The 14900-nt window shown below is 72.9% G+C and carries 11 protein-coding genes; 5 read left to right on the top strand and 6 right to left on the bottom strand.

Annotated features, from left to right (window positions below):
* The first annotated feature begins 59 nt into the window (after nucleotides 1-59).
* Entirely contained in the window at nucleotides 60-239 is a 180-nt protein-coding gene (locus QNO07_RS13530) for a hypothetical protein (RefSeq protein ID WP_502961838.1), read from the top strand.
* Between the two features lie 289 nt (nucleotides 240-528).
* On the opposite strand, the gene pepN (QNO07_RS13525) is transcribed toward QNO07_RS13530, so the two are convergent.
* Entirely contained in the window at nucleotides 529-3105 is a 2577-nt protein-coding gene (pepN, locus tag QNO07_RS13525) for an aminopeptidase N (protein ID WP_283992139.1), read from the bottom strand.
* A 282-nt stretch (nucleotides 3106-3387) separates the two neighbouring features.
* Here pepN (QNO07_RS13525) and QNO07_RS13520 point away from each other — a divergent pair, with 282 nt between their 5' ends.
* On the top strand, nucleotides 3388-5118 hold the full coding sequence (locus tag QNO07_RS13520) for a TIGR03767 family metallophosphoesterase (RefSeq protein ID WP_283992138.1): 1731 nt from the start codon (nucleotides 3388-3390) through the stop codon (nucleotides 5116-5118).
* An 82-nt stretch (nucleotides 5119-5200) separates the two neighbouring features.
* On the opposite strand, the gene QNO07_RS13515 is transcribed toward QNO07_RS13520, so the two are convergent.
* On the bottom strand, nucleotides 5201-6208 hold the full coding sequence (locus tag QNO07_RS13515) for a putative endonuclease domain-containing protein (RefSeq protein WP_283992137.1): 1008 nt from the start codon (nucleotides 6206-6208) through the stop codon (nucleotides 5201-5203).
* A 102-nt stretch (nucleotides 6209-6310) separates the two neighbouring features.
* A complete protein-coding gene (gene pepN, locus QNO07_RS13510; RefSeq protein WP_283992136.1) occupies nucleotides 6311-8911 on the bottom strand; it encodes an aminopeptidase N in 2601 nt (866 codons plus the stop codon).
* A gap of 149 nt (nucleotides 8912-9060) precedes the next feature.
* Between pepN (QNO07_RS13510) and QNO07_RS13505 the strand changes: the two genes are divergently transcribed.
* Entirely contained in the window at nucleotides 9061-9690 is a 630-nt protein-coding gene (locus QNO07_RS13505) for a mycothiol-dependent nitroreductase Rv2466c family protein (RefSeq protein ID WP_283992134.1), read from the top strand.
* A gap of 161 nt (nucleotides 9691-9851) precedes the next feature.
* Here the strand turns inward: QNO07_RS13505 and QNO07_RS13500 are convergent, their stop codons facing one another.
* On the bottom strand, nucleotides 9852-10493 hold the full coding sequence (locus QNO07_RS13500) for a superoxide dismutase (protein ID WP_283992132.1): 642 nt from the start codon (nucleotides 10491-10493) through the stop codon (nucleotides 9852-9854).
* A gap of 201 nt (nucleotides 10494-10694) precedes the next feature.
* A complete protein-coding gene (locus QNO07_RS13495; protein WP_283992131.1) occupies nucleotides 10695-12053 on the bottom strand; it encodes an FAD-dependent oxidoreductase in 1359 nt (452 codons plus the stop codon).
* 163 nt (nucleotides 12054-12216) lie between these two features.
* Here QNO07_RS13495 and QNO07_RS13490 point away from each other — a divergent pair, with 163 nt between their 5' ends.
* Entirely contained in the window at nucleotides 12217-12588 is a 372-nt protein-coding gene (locus QNO07_RS13490; protein WP_283992130.1) for an ArsR/SmtB family transcription factor, read from the top strand.
* A 40-nt stretch (nucleotides 12589-12628) separates the two neighbouring features.
* On the opposite strand, the gene QNO07_RS13485 is transcribed toward QNO07_RS13490, so the two are convergent.
* Nucleotides 12629-14044, bottom strand: coding sequence for an amino acid permease (locus QNO07_RS13485; protein WP_283992129.1), 1416 nt, complete (start codon nucleotides 14042-14044; stop codon nucleotides 12629-12631).
* 255 nt (nucleotides 14045-14299) lie between these two features.
* On the opposite strand from QNO07_RS13485, the gene QNO07_RS13480 reads away from it, so the two are divergent.
* The gene (locus tag QNO07_RS13480; RefSeq protein WP_283992128.1) at nucleotides 14300-14899 is read left to right on the top strand and encodes a biotin transporter BioY; all 600 of its coding nucleotides are present in this window, start codon (nucleotides 14300-14302) and stop codon (nucleotides 14897-14899) included.
* The last annotated feature ends 1 nt before the right edge of the window (nucleotide 14900 follow it).

The following is a 14900-nucleotide window of genomic DNA, read 5'->3' as shown; positions in this document are numbered from 1 at the left end:
TGGTGCCCGTGGTCAAGAAGAACGCAGTGCGAGCCGGAGTCATCGCCGTCGGTACGGCCATGACGCTGATGATGACGTCCCCCGCCTTCGCCCTCATCCGCGACGACGGCGACGATCCGGGCCCCGGCCTGAGTGTCGCCCAGACGCTGGGCCTGTACGTGATCGCCCCGATCGCCCTGTTCGTGGTGATCGCCGGGCTGGTCATGATCGGCGACAAGTCCCGCAAGACCGGCAGCTGATCCGCCGGCCGGCTCCGCGCCGGCCACGGCGGACCGCGAGGCGCCCGGGCCCCCGTGCCCAGGGCGCCCTTCGCCATGTCCGCCCCCGTCTGCCAGGGCCGGGCCGGCAAGGACCCCGTCTGCCAGAACCCTGCCTGCCCGGGCCCGGGCAGGCCCGGGCTCGCGCCCCGGGACCGCGCCCGGAATCGCAGCGGCCCCGCCGCCGGCGCGTCCGCGGAGGGCGGACGGCCGGTGACGGGGCCGCTGCCGGCGCCGGGGCGCCGGGTGCCGGGCGCGCCCGGCGGCCGGGTCAGCCGGCGGCTGCGGCGTCGGCCGCCCGCGCGCGCAGTGCGCGCTCCACACCCGCGCGGGACTCCGTCACCAGGCGGCGCAGGCCCGCGCTGACGTCGGAGGTGTCCCGCAGCCACGCGTCGGTGGCGTCCAGCGTCTCCTGCGACACCTGGAGCGACGGGTACAGGCCCACGGCGATCTGCTGGGCCATCTCGTGGCTGCGGGCCGCCCAGACGTCCTTGAGCACGGCGAAGTAGCGCGCGGTGTAGGGCGCGAGCAGGTCGCGCTGGTCGGTCTGCACGAAGCCGCCGATCACCGCTTCCTGCACCGCGTTGGGCAGTGAGTCCGACTCCACGACCTGCGCCCACGCCTCGGCCTTGGCCTCGGCGGTCGGCCGGGCCGCGCGGGCCGTCGCGGCGTGCCGCTCACCGGCGGAGGTGGCGTCGCGGGCCAGTTCCGCGGCGATGGCCTTCTCGTCGGCCCGGCCGGTGGCGGCCAGCCGCACCAGCAGCGCCCAGCGCAGCTCGGTGTCGACCGTCAGCCCCTCGACGGTCGCGGTGCCCTCCAGCAGCCCGGCGAGCAGGTCCAGCTGCTCGGGCGTGCGGGCCGTCGCGGCGAACGCCCGTGCCCAGGCCAGCTGGTGGTCGCTGCCGGGGGCCGCCGCCCGCAGCTGCTCCAGGGCGGCGTCCGTCCAGGTGGCCAGCCCCTGCTCCCGCCACTCCGGCGCCGCGTACAGGTCCAGGGCGAGCTTCACCTGCCGGTGCAGGGACTGCACCACGCCGATGTCGGACTCCTTGCCGATGCCGGACAGCACCAGCGCCAGGTAGTCGCGGGTGGCCAGTTCGCCGTCCCGCGTCATGTCCCAGGCCGACGCCCAGCACAGGGCGCGCGGCAGCGACTCGGTGAAGTCGCCCAGGTGCCGGGTGACGGTGTCCAGCGACTCCGCGTCCAGCCGCACCTTGGCGTAGGAAAGGTCGTCGTCGTTGAGCAGCACCACGGCCGGGCGCGCCCGGCCGGTTAGCTCGGGCACCTCGGTGCGGGCCCCGTCGATGTCCAACTCGATCCGGTCCTCGCGGACCAGGCGGCCGTCCTTGAGGCCGTACAGGCCGACGGCGACGCGGTGCGGGCGCAGCGTCGGCTCGCCGCGGGCGCCGGACGGCAGCGCGGGCGCCTCCTGGAGCACGGCGAAGCCGGTGATCACCCCGTCCGGGCCGGTGGTGATCTCCGGACGCAGCACGTTGATGCCGGCCGTCTCCAGCCACGCCTTCGACCACGCCTTCAGGTCCCGGCCCGAGGTCTCCTCCAGGGCCGTCAGCAGGTCGGTCAGGCGGGTGTTGCCCCACGCGTGGCGCTTGAAGTAGGCCTGCACACCGCGGAAGAACTCGTCCTGGCCGACGTACGCCACCAGCTGCTTGAGCACCGAGGCGCCCTTGGCGTAGGTGATGCCGTCGAAGTTGACCAGGACGTCGTCCAGGTCGTTGATGTCCGCCATGATCGGGTGGGTCGAGGGCAGCTGGTCCTGCCGGTAGGCCCAGGTCTTCATCTGGTTGGCGAAGCTGGTCCAGGCGTGCGGCCACCGGCTGCCCGGGGCGTGCGCCTGGCAGGCGATCGAGGTGTAGGTGGCGAACGACTCGTTCAGCCACAGGTCGTTCCACCACTCCATGGTGACGAGGTCGCCGAACCACATGTGGGCCAGCTCGTGCAGGATCGTCTCGGCCCGGGTCTCGTACGCCGCGTCCGTCACCTTCGAGCGGAAGACGTACTGGTCGCGGATGGTGACCGCGCCGGCGTTCTCCATCGCGCCCGCGTTGAACTCCGGCACGAACAGCTGGTCGTACTTCTCGAACGGGTACGGGTGGTCGAACTTCTCCTCGAACCAGTCGAAGCCCTGCCGGGTCACGTCGAAGATCGCGTCCGCGTCCAGGTGCTCGGCCAGTGACGGGCGGCAGTAGATACCCAGCGGCACACTGCGCCCGTTGCCCTCCCAGGTGCTGTGCACGCTGTGGTACGGGCCGGCGACCAGCGCGGTGATGTACGTGGAGATGCGCGGCGTCGGCGCGAACTCCCACACGTTCGAGCCCTCGGCGGGCGCCGGCGTCGGGGAGTTGGAGACGACCGTCCAGCCGGCCGGTGCGGTCACGGTGAACCGGAACGTCGCCTTCAGGTCCGGCTGCTCGAACGAGGCGAACACCCGGCGCGCGTCCGGCACCTCGAACTGGGTGTACAGATAGGCCTGCTCGTCGACCGGGTCGACGAAGCGGTGCAGCCCCTCACCGGTGTTGGTGTACGCGCAGTCCGCCGTCACCGTCAGCTCGTTCGCGCCCTTCACCACGGACGGCAGGGCGATCCGGGAGTCGGCGAACACCTCGGCCGGGTCCAGCCGCTCGCCGTTCAGCTCCACGGTGAGCACCGAGGGCGCCACCAGGTCGATGAACGTGCCCGCGGCCTCCGCCGCGGAGAAGCGCACCCGCGTCACGGAACGGAACGTGCCGCCCTCCTGCGCACCCGAGAGGTCCAGCTCGATCTCGTACGAGTCCACCGTGAGCAGCCGTGCCCGCTCCTGGGCCTCGTCGCGGGTCAGATTCGTCCCAGGCACCTGTGTGTCTCCCTCATCCGGTATTCCAGCGGTCCCGCCATCCTTCCACGCCGCCGGTGCCGGGCCCGGCTTCCCCGGAAGATGAACGGCGGATGAGCGCGACGGCACGCGGCGGGGAGGGATGCGTGGCGGTTGCGAAGCCGGCTGCGGCCATCGGGGTGATGGCAGCGCGGCGTTTCTGTGTCGTTCAGCCGCAGGTCACCGCCGCTGCCAAGGATTCCGGTGGGGAGCGGCCCGCTCCCCGAGCCAGGCGCCGCGTTCGCACTCGGGGAGACCACCCACATGGCCCGCAGTCGTCAGCCCGCCCCTGTACCCGCCGCCACCCGTGCCGCCTCCCAGATCCCGGTCCGCACCCGCAGGGCGGTGCTCGCCGCAGCGGGCGCTGCGGCCGCCACCGGGGGCCTGGCGCACCTGCTCGGTCCCGGCAGCAGCTCGGCCACCGCCCAGGGTCCGGTCGCCCGCGCCGCCACCGGTAGCCCGCAGCGCGCCACCGGCCCGCACGCGGCACCGGTCGCCGCGGGCACCACGCTCACCGCGGCGAGCACCCCGGCGGGCGCGCCCGCCGGCTACCGCCGGCTCACCGAGGGCCCCGGCTGGCCGCGGGTACTGCGCACCGAACTGGCGGCAGCCGACTCCCGCCGGGCGGACCGGCGCACGGTGCTCGCCTCGTTCGTCCAGTTCACCGACCTGCACGTGGTCGACGTGCAGCACCCGCTGCGCTACGAGTACCTGCGGGCGCAGACCAACAGCGCCTGGCGCCCGCAGGAGACGCTGTCGGCGCACGGCACCGTCTCGCTCGTCGAACGGGTCAACGCGCTGCGCGGCGGCCCCGCCACCGGCGCGCCCATCGGCTTCGTGATGACCACCGGCGACAACACCGACAACAACTGCCTGGCCGAACTCGACTGGTTCCTCACCGCGATGAGCGGCGGACGCCTCACCCCCGGCACCGGCGACCCCGCCCGCTACGAGGGCGTCCAGGACAGCGGGCTGCCGCTGTACTGGCACCCGGACGCCCCGCTGCGCGACGCCGACAAGAAACTCGGCTTCCCGCAGCTGGACGGCTTCCTCGCCGCCGCCACCCGCCAGGTCAACAGCCCCGGCCTGCACGTGCCGTGGTACTCCACCGTCGGCAACCACGACGCCCTGCCCGGCGGTTGCTACGCGGCGGTCGACGGGCGGCTGGCGGAGATCGCCGTCGGCGACCGCAAGCTCATGGAGTTGCCGCAGTCCGAGGGCGCCGCGCTGTGGAAGGCGGTGAAGGAGGGCCGCGACCCCAGGGCCGAGGCGTTCACCGCGATGCTGCGCCGCCACGCGGCGAAGGCCAGGACGGTCACCCCCGACGCGTCCCGCGCGCCGCTGTCCCGGGCCGACTACCTGCGGGCGCACCTCGATCCCGCCCACGAGGGCCCCGGGCCGCTCGGCCACGGCTACACCCAGGCCAACGTCGCCGAGGACCGGCTCTACTACACCTTCCGGATCAGCGACGAGGTGGTCGGCATCAGCCTGGACACCACCCGCCGCGGCGGCCACTACAAGGGTGCCATCGGTGCGGCACAACTGCGCTGGCTTGAGAAGGAGTTGAAGAAGCACCGGGACGACCGGGTGCTGGTGTTCAGCCACCACACCAGCGGCAGCACGCCCGAGGGCGGCGAGGCGCTGGTGGCCCTGCTGTGCCGGCACCCGCAGGTGGTGGCCTGGATCAACGGCCACAGCCACCGCAACCGGATCACCCCGCACGGCACGTTCTGGGAGGTCTCCACCGCCTCCCACATCGACTTCCCGCAGCTCGCCCGGGTCGTGGAGGTCACCGACAACCACGACGGCACGCTGTCGCTGTTCACCACGCTGGTGGAGTCCGCCGCGCCCGCCCGCACCGACTTCGGTGACCTCTCGCAGACCGGACTGGCCTCGCTCTACCGCGAGTTGGCCTTCAACGCGCCCGGTGCCCGCACCACACTCGCCGGCGCCCCCGGCGACCGCAACACCGAGCTGCTGCTGCCCCGTCCGTAGCCCGCCCCCGAGCCGGCCTGCTTCGCCCGCTCGGGCCGTGGACAGCGACCATGACGCAACGTTACTGCATGGAAGCGCAACGTTACTGCGGCAGGACCACCAGGTGGGCGGCCGGGTCGCGCTCGTCCCACGTCACCAGCGCGGTGCGCAGCACGGCCGCCTGCTGCTCGGGGTTGTTCCGCAACTTCTCCGGCGTCACATGCAGCACGGTGACACCCAGGCGCTCCAGCGTCTCCCGCTTGCGTGCGCACTCCGCCCAGTGGGCGTCGGCGTCCGCCGGAGCGGGCTCCGTGTCGCGCCAGTCCAGCTCCAGCGCCACGCCGTGCTCGGGCCAGTACGCGTCCACGCCGCCCAGGTGCGGGCCGGCCGGCAGCCGCAGGTCGACGTGCCAGCACGGCTGCGGCAGGTGGTGGGAGCGGACCAGGTCGTAGAGCCGCCCCTCGGCCGTGGCGCGCCCCTCGGCGGTGAGCGTGCCGACCACGTCCGCGACCTGCGGCCGGGACAGCAGCCGGGCCCGCCGCAGCTCCTCCACCACGGCCTGTGCCTCGCAGTGGCCGCCGCGGACGGCCTCGGTGAGGAGCCGGCGCACCAGCACCTCGTCGGTGATCCGGGCGACGGCGTCGGCCAGCGCCCGGGCCACCGGCGCCACCGGCAGTCCGGTGACCTGCTCCGCGTGCGGCAGAGCCTGGCCGCGCACCACCCTGACCCACCCGGTGGACCGCAGCCGGCGGGTGCGCGGCACGAGCAGGTCGATGTGCTCCAGCGCCCGCAGGCCGGGTGCGGAGGTGAGACCGTGCAGCGCCAGCGCCGCCATCCCGGTGATCATGCCGGGGCCGCCCTGGGCGGGCACCGGCCCGCGGTCCGCCCACAGCAGGACGGCGTGCAACCGCTCCTCGCTGGTGGCCGGCCCGGGGTGCAGCAGGCAGACCCCGGGCAGCAGCAGCTGCCAGGGGCCGCCGGGACGGCAGCGCTCCTGGACGGTGCCGGCGGTCACGCCCCGGGAGCGCAGGGACCGCAGGGTCGCCACCTGTCGCGGGGCGTCACGGAGGTGGCTCAGGGGGCGGGGGGAGAGCGGGGTGTTGTGAGTCATGATCCGCAGATTCCCGCACCAGGCCCTCCTCCTAACCGCTGTTACGCGTTCGTCGACAAAACCGGACAAGCTCGTCCTAAAGTACGGACGTTCGAATGCCGATCAGTGCGCCGCCGCGTCGCAGCGCTGGGCCCGCAGCGCGCGGCTGAGGTCGTCCCTGGCCTCCAGCACCAGGCGCCGCAGCGACGGCGCGGCCCCGGGGTGGTCCGACAGCCAGGCGTCCGCGGCGTCCAGGGTCTCCCGGCTGCTCTGCAGCGCGGGGAAGAAGCCGCGGACCACGGCCATGCCGATCTCGATGGACCGCTCGGCCCACACCCGTTCCAGCGCGGCGAAGTACCGGCCTGTGTAAGGCGCCTGCAGCTCACGCTGGTTGGCCTGGACGAAGCCGGAGATGGTCGCCTCCACCAGGGCGTTGGACAGCCGGTCGGACTCGACGACCGCCGCCCACGCCTGGGCCTTCACCGCCGCCGACGGCCGTGCCGCCAGGCAGCGCACATGGTGGCGGCGTCCGGACGCGGTGTCGTCCCGGGCGAGTTCGGCCGCCAGGGCCTGCTCGTCGGCGATGCCCTCGGCGGCGAGCGTACCCAGGAACGTCCAGCGCAGCTCCTGGTCGATGTTCAGCCCCTCGACGTTCTCCGACCCGGCCAGCAGGCCCTGGAGCAGCGCGAAGTCGTGCCCGGAGTGCGCGACCGAGGCGAAGAAGCGCGCCCAGGCGAGCTGGTGGCCGCTGCCCGGCGGTGCCTGCCGCAGCTGGCCGAGTGCGCCCTCGGCGAGGTCGCGGGCCGCCTGGTCGCGGTGCTCGGCGGCGGTGTAGTGCACCAGCGCGGAGTACGCCCAGGCGTGCAGCATCTGCAGCACGCCGATGTCGGTCTCGCGGTCGGCGAAGCGCAGCAGCATGGCGAGGAAGTCGCGGGCCGGCATCAGTCCGTCGCGGGTCAGGTTCCACAGCGCCGACCAGCACAGGGCGCGCGCCAGCGGGTCGTCCAGCGCGCCCAGGTGCGCGCGCAGCGTGGCCAGCGACGCGTCGTCCAGGCGGGTCTTGCAGTACGTGAGGTCCTCGTCGTTGACCAGCACCAGCTCGGGGCGCTCGGCCCCGGCCAGGGCGTCGACGACCGTACGGGCCCCGGCGACGTCCACCTCGGCGCGGGCGTACCGGACCAGCCGCCCGTCCTGCTCGGAGCGGCGGTAGAGGCCGACGGCCACCCGGTGGGGACGCAGCACCGGGTGGGTGGCGGGGGCCTCCTGCAGCACGGCCAGCTCGGTGACGCGGCCGTCGGCGCCGCAGGTGTACTCGGGGGTGAGGGTGTTCACGCCGGCCGTCTGGAGCCAGGCGGCGGACCACTGGGCCATGTCGCGGCCGGAGGTCTCCGCCAGGACCGACAGCAGGTCGCCGAGCGTGGTGTTGCCGAAGGCGTGCCGCTTGAAGTAGCGCCGGGCGCCCTCCAGGAAGGCGTCCCGGCCGACGTACGCCACGAGCTGCTTGAGCACCGAGGCGCCCTTGGCGTAGGTGATGCCGTCGAAGTTGAGCTTGGCGTCCTCGAGGTCGTGGATGTCGGCCGTCACCGGGTGGGTGGACGGCAACTGGTCGGCGCGGTAGGCCCAGGCCTTGCGCCGGTTGGCGAAGGTCACCCAGCCGTTGCGGAAGCGGGTGGCCTCCACCAGCGACAGCGCGCCCATGAAGTCGGCGAAGGACTCCTTCAGCCACAGGTCGTCCCACCACTCCATGGTGACCAGGTCGCCGAACCACATGTGCGCCATCTCGTGCAGGATGACGTTGGCCCGGCCCTCGTAGGACGCCTCGGTGACCCGGCCGCGGAAGACGAACTCCTCGCGGAAGGTGACGCAGCCGGGGTTCTCCATCGCGCCGATGTTGTACTCCGGCACGAACGCCTGGTCGTACTTGCCGAACGGGTACGGGTAGTCGAAGTGGTCGTGGAAGAAGTCCAGGCCCTGCTTGGTGACGAGGAAGACGTCCTCGGGGTCGAAGTGCTTGGCCAGGCCCTTGCGGCACAGTGCGCCCAGCGGGATCTCCAGCTCGCTGCCGTCGTCGAGCGTGCGCCGGTAGACGTCCTCGACGTGGTGGTACGGGCCCGCGACGACGGCGGTGATGTACGTGGAGATCGGCAGGGTGCGCGCGAAGCGCCACACGCCGCTGCCGTCGGCGAGCAGTTCGCGCTCACCCTCGCGGGCGCCGTTGCTGAGCACCGTCCAGTGGCCGGGTGCGGTGACGCGCACGTCGAACGGCGCTTTCAGGTCGGGCTGTTCGAAGCAGGCGAACACCCGGCGGGCATCGGCGGGCTCGTACTGGGTGTACAGGTACGTCTCGCCGTCCTCGGGGTCGACGAAGTGGTGCAGCCCCTCACCCGAACGGCTGTAGGTGCAGCGGGCGTCGACGGTCAGCTCGTTGACGGCGGCGGGGGACTCCAGCTGCACGCGGGTTCCGTCGAACACCTTCTCCACGCTGAGCGACTCGCCGTTCAGCGTCACCGAGTGGACGTGCGGTGCCACCAGGTCGACGAAGACCGGCGTGCCGGGTGCCGAGCAGCGGAAGCGGATCGTGGTCGTGGAGCGGAACGTGCGCGGCCCCTCGGCCGGCGGCGGGGCGACCGCTGAGCGGACGTCGAGCACGACCTCGTACCCGTCCACGACGATCAGCCGGGCTCGCTCCCTGGCTTCGTCACGGGTCAGGTTGTCTCCGGGCACAGCGCGACTCCCTCGTCACTCGTCTCGCATATCGAACACCGGGAGTCAGCATGCCATGGCGCCTGCGGGCCCGGTACGGGGAATGCCGCCACCCCGCGAGGCGTTACCCGCTGAGTACCCACCCGTCCCTTGCGTCACGAGGAGGACCCGTGTCCGACACGACACCGGCCGATTTCTGGTTCGACCCCCTGTGCCCGTGGGCGTGGATGACGTCCCGGTGGATGCTGGAGGTGGAGAAGGTCCGTCCGGTCGAGGTCCGCTGGCACGTGATGAGCCTCGCGGTGCTGAACGAGGACCGGCTCGACGAACTCCCCGAGCACTACGGCGAGCTGATGCGTTCCGCCTGGGGCCCGGTGCGGGTGTGCGTCGCCGCCGAGCAGAAGTACGGCAGCGAGGTCCTCGGCCCGCTCTACACCGAGCTGGGCACCCGGGTGCACCCGCAGGGGCAGCCGCTGGACCGGGCGACGATCGAGGCCGCCCTGGAGGCCGCGGGCCTGGACGGCTCGCTGGCCGGGGCGATGGACAGCGAGGAGTTCGACGACGCCCTGCGGGCCTCGCACCGCGCGGGCATCGACCTGGTCGGCCAGGACGTCGGCACCCCGGTGATCGCCGTGCCCGGATCGGACGGCGAGCAGATCGCGTTCTTCGGCCCGGTGGTCACGCCCGCGCCGCGCGGCGAGGCGGCCGGCCGCCTGTGGGACGGCACGCTGCTGGTGGCGTCCACCCCCGGCTTCTACGAGATCAAGCGGACCAGGGACGCCGAGCCGGACTTCGGCTGAGCCCGCACCCCGCAGGTCCGGCCGGTCCGGCCGGTCCGGCCGGGTGTGCAGAAGGGCCCGTGCCGGGAGTCACGTCCTCCCGGCACGGGCCCTTCCTCTCAGCTCCCCTGCCCGGTGAGCGGTGAGAAGACGATCACGAGGGCAGGAGGTTCACGGGCTGCTCAGGGGGCGAGCAGCAGGTTGTTCGCGCGCTCCCTGGCGGCCGTGTAGCGCTTGGCCACGTCCTGCCAGTTGACGACGCGCCACATGGCCTCGACGAAGTCGACCTTCTGGTTGCGGTACTGCAGGTAGAAGGCGTGCTCCCAGGCGTCGAAGACCAGGATCGGCACGGTTCCCTGGCCGACGTTGCCCTGGTGGTCGTAGACCTGCTCCACGATCAGACGGCCGCTGACCGGCTCGTAGGCCAGCACACCCCAGCCGGAGCCCTGCGTGGTGGCGGAGGCCTTCGACAGCTGGGCCTTGAACTTGGCGAAGGAGCCGAACGACTCGGCGATGGCGTCGGCCAGTTCACCCGTGCCGTCCGCGTCCAGCGGCTCGCCGCCGCCGTCACCGGTCATGTTCTGCCAGTAGATGGAGTGCAGGATGTGGCCGGAGAGATGGAAGGCCAGGCTCTTCTCCAGGCCGTTGATCGCGCCCCAGGCGTCCTTGTCGCGAGCTTCGGCCAGCTGCTCCAGGGTGTCGTTCGCACCCTTCACGTAGGCCGCGTGGTGCTTGTCGTGGTGCAGCTCGATGATCTCGCCGCTGATCACCGGCTCAAGCGAGGAGTAGTCATACGGGAGTTCAGGCAACGAGTAAAGGGCCATGCGCGTGTTCCCCTCCGAACGTTATTGCACATCGCTTGCAAGTAGACGTTATCAGCAGCAAGGGCGCACGCCGGGGAGGCGGGGGCCTGTCCGGCCCTCGGGGGCGGGTCCCGACGGGCCGGGCGGGCGGCATGGCGAAGGGCCGCGACCGGTCCCCCGTACCGGTCGCGGCCCCGATGTGCACCGGGCTGCCCGTTGTCCTCAGCAGCCGCCGCGGGCGTCCGCCGGCCCCTGCTCGGCGGGCTGCGCGGTGCCGCAGCATCCGGCGTCGGCGCCCGCCGTGTCGGCAGCCGGCTCGTCGAACAGTCCGGCGCCGCCGCACACGCCGGTCTCCGGCAGCGTCAGCTCCACCCGCTCGGCGCCCTCGCGGTCCCCGGCGAGCGCCGCTGCGATCGACCGCACCTGCTCGTAGCCGGTCATGGCGAGGAACGTCGGCGCGCGGCCGTAGGACTTCATGCCGACGAGGTGCACGTCCGGCTCGGGGTGGGACAGCTCCCGCACGCCGTGCGGATAGACCGTGCCGCAGGAGTGCACGTTGGGGTCGATCAGCGGGGCGAGCGCGGTGGGCGCCTGGAGGCGCTCGTCGAGGCCCAGCCGCAGCTCGGAGAGGAAGGACAGGTCGGGACGCAGACCGGTGAGCACCACGGCCTCGTCCACCGGGTCAAGTCGGCGGCCCTCCTGCGACACCAGCACCAGCCGCTCGCCGTCCCGCTCCACGACCGCGGTGCGGAAACCGGTGACGGCCTCGGCGTGGCCCCGGTCCACGGCCGCCTTGGCGGCCAGGCCCAACGCGCCGCGCGCAGGCAGCTGGTCGGCCTCGCCGCCGCCGAAGGTGCCGTCACCGATACCGCGCCGCAGCACCCACACGGCCCGTGTGTCCGGGACCTCCTCGGCGAGGGCGGCCAGCTGGGCGAGCGCGGTGAAGGCGGAAGCACCGGAACCGACCACGGCGGTGGTGCGGCCCGCGTGGCGGGCGCGTACCGCCGGGTCCCGCAGGTCGGGCACCCGGTAGGAGATCCGGTCGGCGGCGGCCCGCTCGCCCAGCGCCGGCAGGCCGTCCGCGCCGAGCGGCGCCGGGCCGTACCAGGTGCCGGAGGCGTCCAGGACCGCGCGGGCGGTGAGCCGCTGCTCGGTGCCGTCGGCGCCGCGCAGGTGCACGGTGAACGGCTGGTGCTCCCGATCGGCGTCCACCACCCGGTCCCGGCCCAGGCGCGAGACGCCGGTGACGGTGGTGCCGTAGCGGACCCGCTGCGGCCCGAGCGCGTCGGCCAGCGGCTGGAGGTAGCGCTCGGCCCAGTCGGCGCCGGTCGGGTAGGAGGCGCCGTCCGGCGCCGACCAGCCGGTGGGGGAGAGCAACTTCTCCGCGGCCGGGTCGACGACCTCGGCCCACGGCGAGAACAGGCGCACATGGCCCCACTCGCGCACGGCGGTACCGGCGGACGGGCCCGACTCCAGCACCAGCGGCTCCAGGCCGCGGTCCAGCAGGTGTGCGGCGGCGGCCAGGCCGACGGGCCCGGCTCCGATCACCACGGTGGGCAGGTCCGCTGCGGACGTGTTCACGGCGACTCCTCTGGTTCGACGGTTGTCGATGACGTGCCGCCCAGCATGGCACCTGCTTCGACGAGCGTCAACATAGACATGTATCGAATCAAAGAGTGTGGGTGGGCGGGGAGGCCGCGAACGTTGGGGGCGCGGCTGATTCGACGTGTGTCAACATGGATGCATGTCGAACGCGAAGGTGCTGCCGCTGCTGGAGTCCGGCGGGACGGCCGTGGTCGAGCCCTGCTGCCCGCCGCTGAACGAACGCCCGCTCACCGCCGAGGAGGCGGTGCGGACCGCCGCCATGTTCAAGGCGCTCGGCGACCCCGTACGGCTGCGGCTGTTCTCCGCGGTCGCCTCGCACGAGGGTGGCGAGGCGTGCGTCTGCGACATCTCCGACGTCGGCGTCTCCCAGCCGACCGTCTCCCACCACCTGAAGAAGCTCAGGGAGGCCGGGCTGCTGGCCTCCGAGCGCCGCGGCACCTGGGTGTACTACCGGGTCGAGCCGGCCGTCGTGGCCGCCATGAGCCAGCTGCTCCGCCAGTCGGCGGACTGACGCCCGCCCCCGCAGACCACCGCCGGGGACGGGCGCGCGGTCAGCGGACGGCGGCCGCGGGGCGCTGCCGCCAGAGGCCGGTCGCCGCGAGTGCCAGCGTCAGACCGCCGGTGAAGTAGAGCTGTACCCGGGTGTCGCCGTCCCGCAGCATCAGCAGCAGGATGCCCGCGATACCGGCGAGCGCCAGCCAGGTGAGGAACGGGAAGAGCCACATCCGCACCACCAGCCGCTCCGGTGCGTCCCGTTCCAGCGTCCGGCGGCTGCGCAGCTGCGACACGGCGATGAAGCCCCACACGACCAGCACCGCGGCGCCCACCATGTTGAGCAGCCAGGAGAACACCGTCTCCGGCCACCACAGGCTCAGCAGCACCGCGAAGAACCCGAACGCCGACGAGGCCAGCACGGTCCGGCGCGGCACGCCGCCGCTGACCCGCCCCAGCAGCGCCGGACCCTCGCCCCGGACCACCAGCGAGTACGACATCCTCGACGCACCGTAGATGTTGGCGTTCATCGCGGACAGCAGCGCGATCAGCACCACGACCTTCATCACCTCGCCCGCCGCCGGAATGCCGAGGTGGTCGAGGACGGCGGCGTACGGGCCGGACAGCACCGACGGGTCGTTCCACGGGATCAGCGTGACGATCACCAGCATGGAACCGACGTAGAAGACGGCGATTCGCCACATCGCGGTACGCACCGCCGACGCCACGCCCCTCACCGGGTTCTCCGACTCCGCCGCGGCGATGGACACCGTCTCCAGACCGCCGTAGGCGAAGACCGAGGCCAGCAGGCCCACCACCAGGCCCTCGGAGCCGTTGGGGAAGAAGCCGCCCGCGCCTGTGAGGTTGCTCCCGCCCGGCGCGTCGGTGCCCGGCAGCAGGCCGGTGATCGCCAGCACGCCCAGCGCCAGGAACGCCACGATCGCCAGCACCTTCAGTGCCGCGAACCAGAACTCGTACTCGCCGAAGTTGCGCACCGAGGCCAGGTTGGTGCCGCAGAACACCGCCATGAACAGCGCGACCCACATCCACGACGCGCTGCCCGGGAACCAGGTCAGCATGATCGCGGCGGCGCCGATCGCCTCGGCCGCCACCGCCACGCACAGCAGCACCCAGAAGATCCACCCGGCGGTGAAGCCCGCCCACGGCCCGAGTGCCCGCTCGGCGTGCACCGAGAACGAGCCCGACGCCGGGTGCGCGGCCGACATCTCGCCCAGCATCCGCATGACCAGCATCACCAGCAGGCCCGAGGCGGCGAACGCCAGCACGATCGACGGCCCGGCCGCGGCGATGCCCGCGCCGGAGCCCACGAACAGCCCGGCACCGATCACCCCGCCCAGCGCGATCATGGAGAGGTGCCGCTGCTTCAGCCCGTGGGTGAGCTGGGCGGGGGAGGTGCCGGAGTGCGGCGGAACGCTCGGCGCTGACGCCTTGGAGGCGACCTGCGGAGAAGGCATGACCGTCCTGGGGTGGAGGAACGAGGGAGAACCGGAGAGGGTCACTCCGGGCCATCGGACAGTGTGAGCGGACATAAGCGGCACATCAACGACGCAGGTCACAGTCCCGCCATTCGGACACCTCGGTCACGCTGCGCCGATGCAGCGAACCCGATAAGTGCATAGGGCAAGCTTTGTCGCCGGTGCCACCACCACCGCACCACCGCGTTCGGATAGCGTCGAACGGTCCCGTTCCCCCTCGTCAACGGAGTCCTGATGAGCACCGCTGCCGCACCGGTCCGACCCGGCGCCGTCCTCGCCGACGTGCTGCCCGCCTCCACCGCAGCCAGGGCCCGGCTGCGCGACGTGGCACTGGTCCTCGGCGGAGCGGCCCTCACCGGCGTCGCCGCGCAGATCGCCGTGCCCGTGCCCGGCTCGCCGGTGCCCGTCACCGGCCAGACCTTCGCCGCCCTGCTGATCGGTGCCGGCCTCGGCGCGCAGCGCGCCCTGCTGTCCCTCGGCCTCTACGTGGCCGCCGGAGTCGCGGGCATGCCCTGGTTCGCCGAGATGAAGCACGGCGTCGGCATGCCCTCCTTCGGCTACCTGCTGGGCATGCTGCTCGCCGCCGTCCTGGTGGGCGCGCTGGCCCGGCGCGGCGGCGACCGCGGCCTGCTGCGCACGGCCGGCACCATGGCCGCCGGTACCGCCGTCATCTACGCCGTCGGCGTGCCCTACCTGGCCCTCGCCACCGGCATGACGTTCGGCCAGGCCGTGGCGGCCGGGCTGGTGCCGTTCCTCATCGGTGACGCGCTGAAGGTCGCGCTCGCGATGGGCGCGCTGCCCACTGCCTGGCGGCTGGTGGGCCGCCGCGACTGAC

The organism is Streptomyces sp. 549 (genome assembly GCF_030124175.1).
Taxonomy (GTDB): Bacteria; Actinomycetota; Actinomycetes; order Streptomycetales; family Streptomycetaceae; genus Streptomyces.
This window is presented reverse-complemented; position numbering and strand designations above follow the sequence as displayed.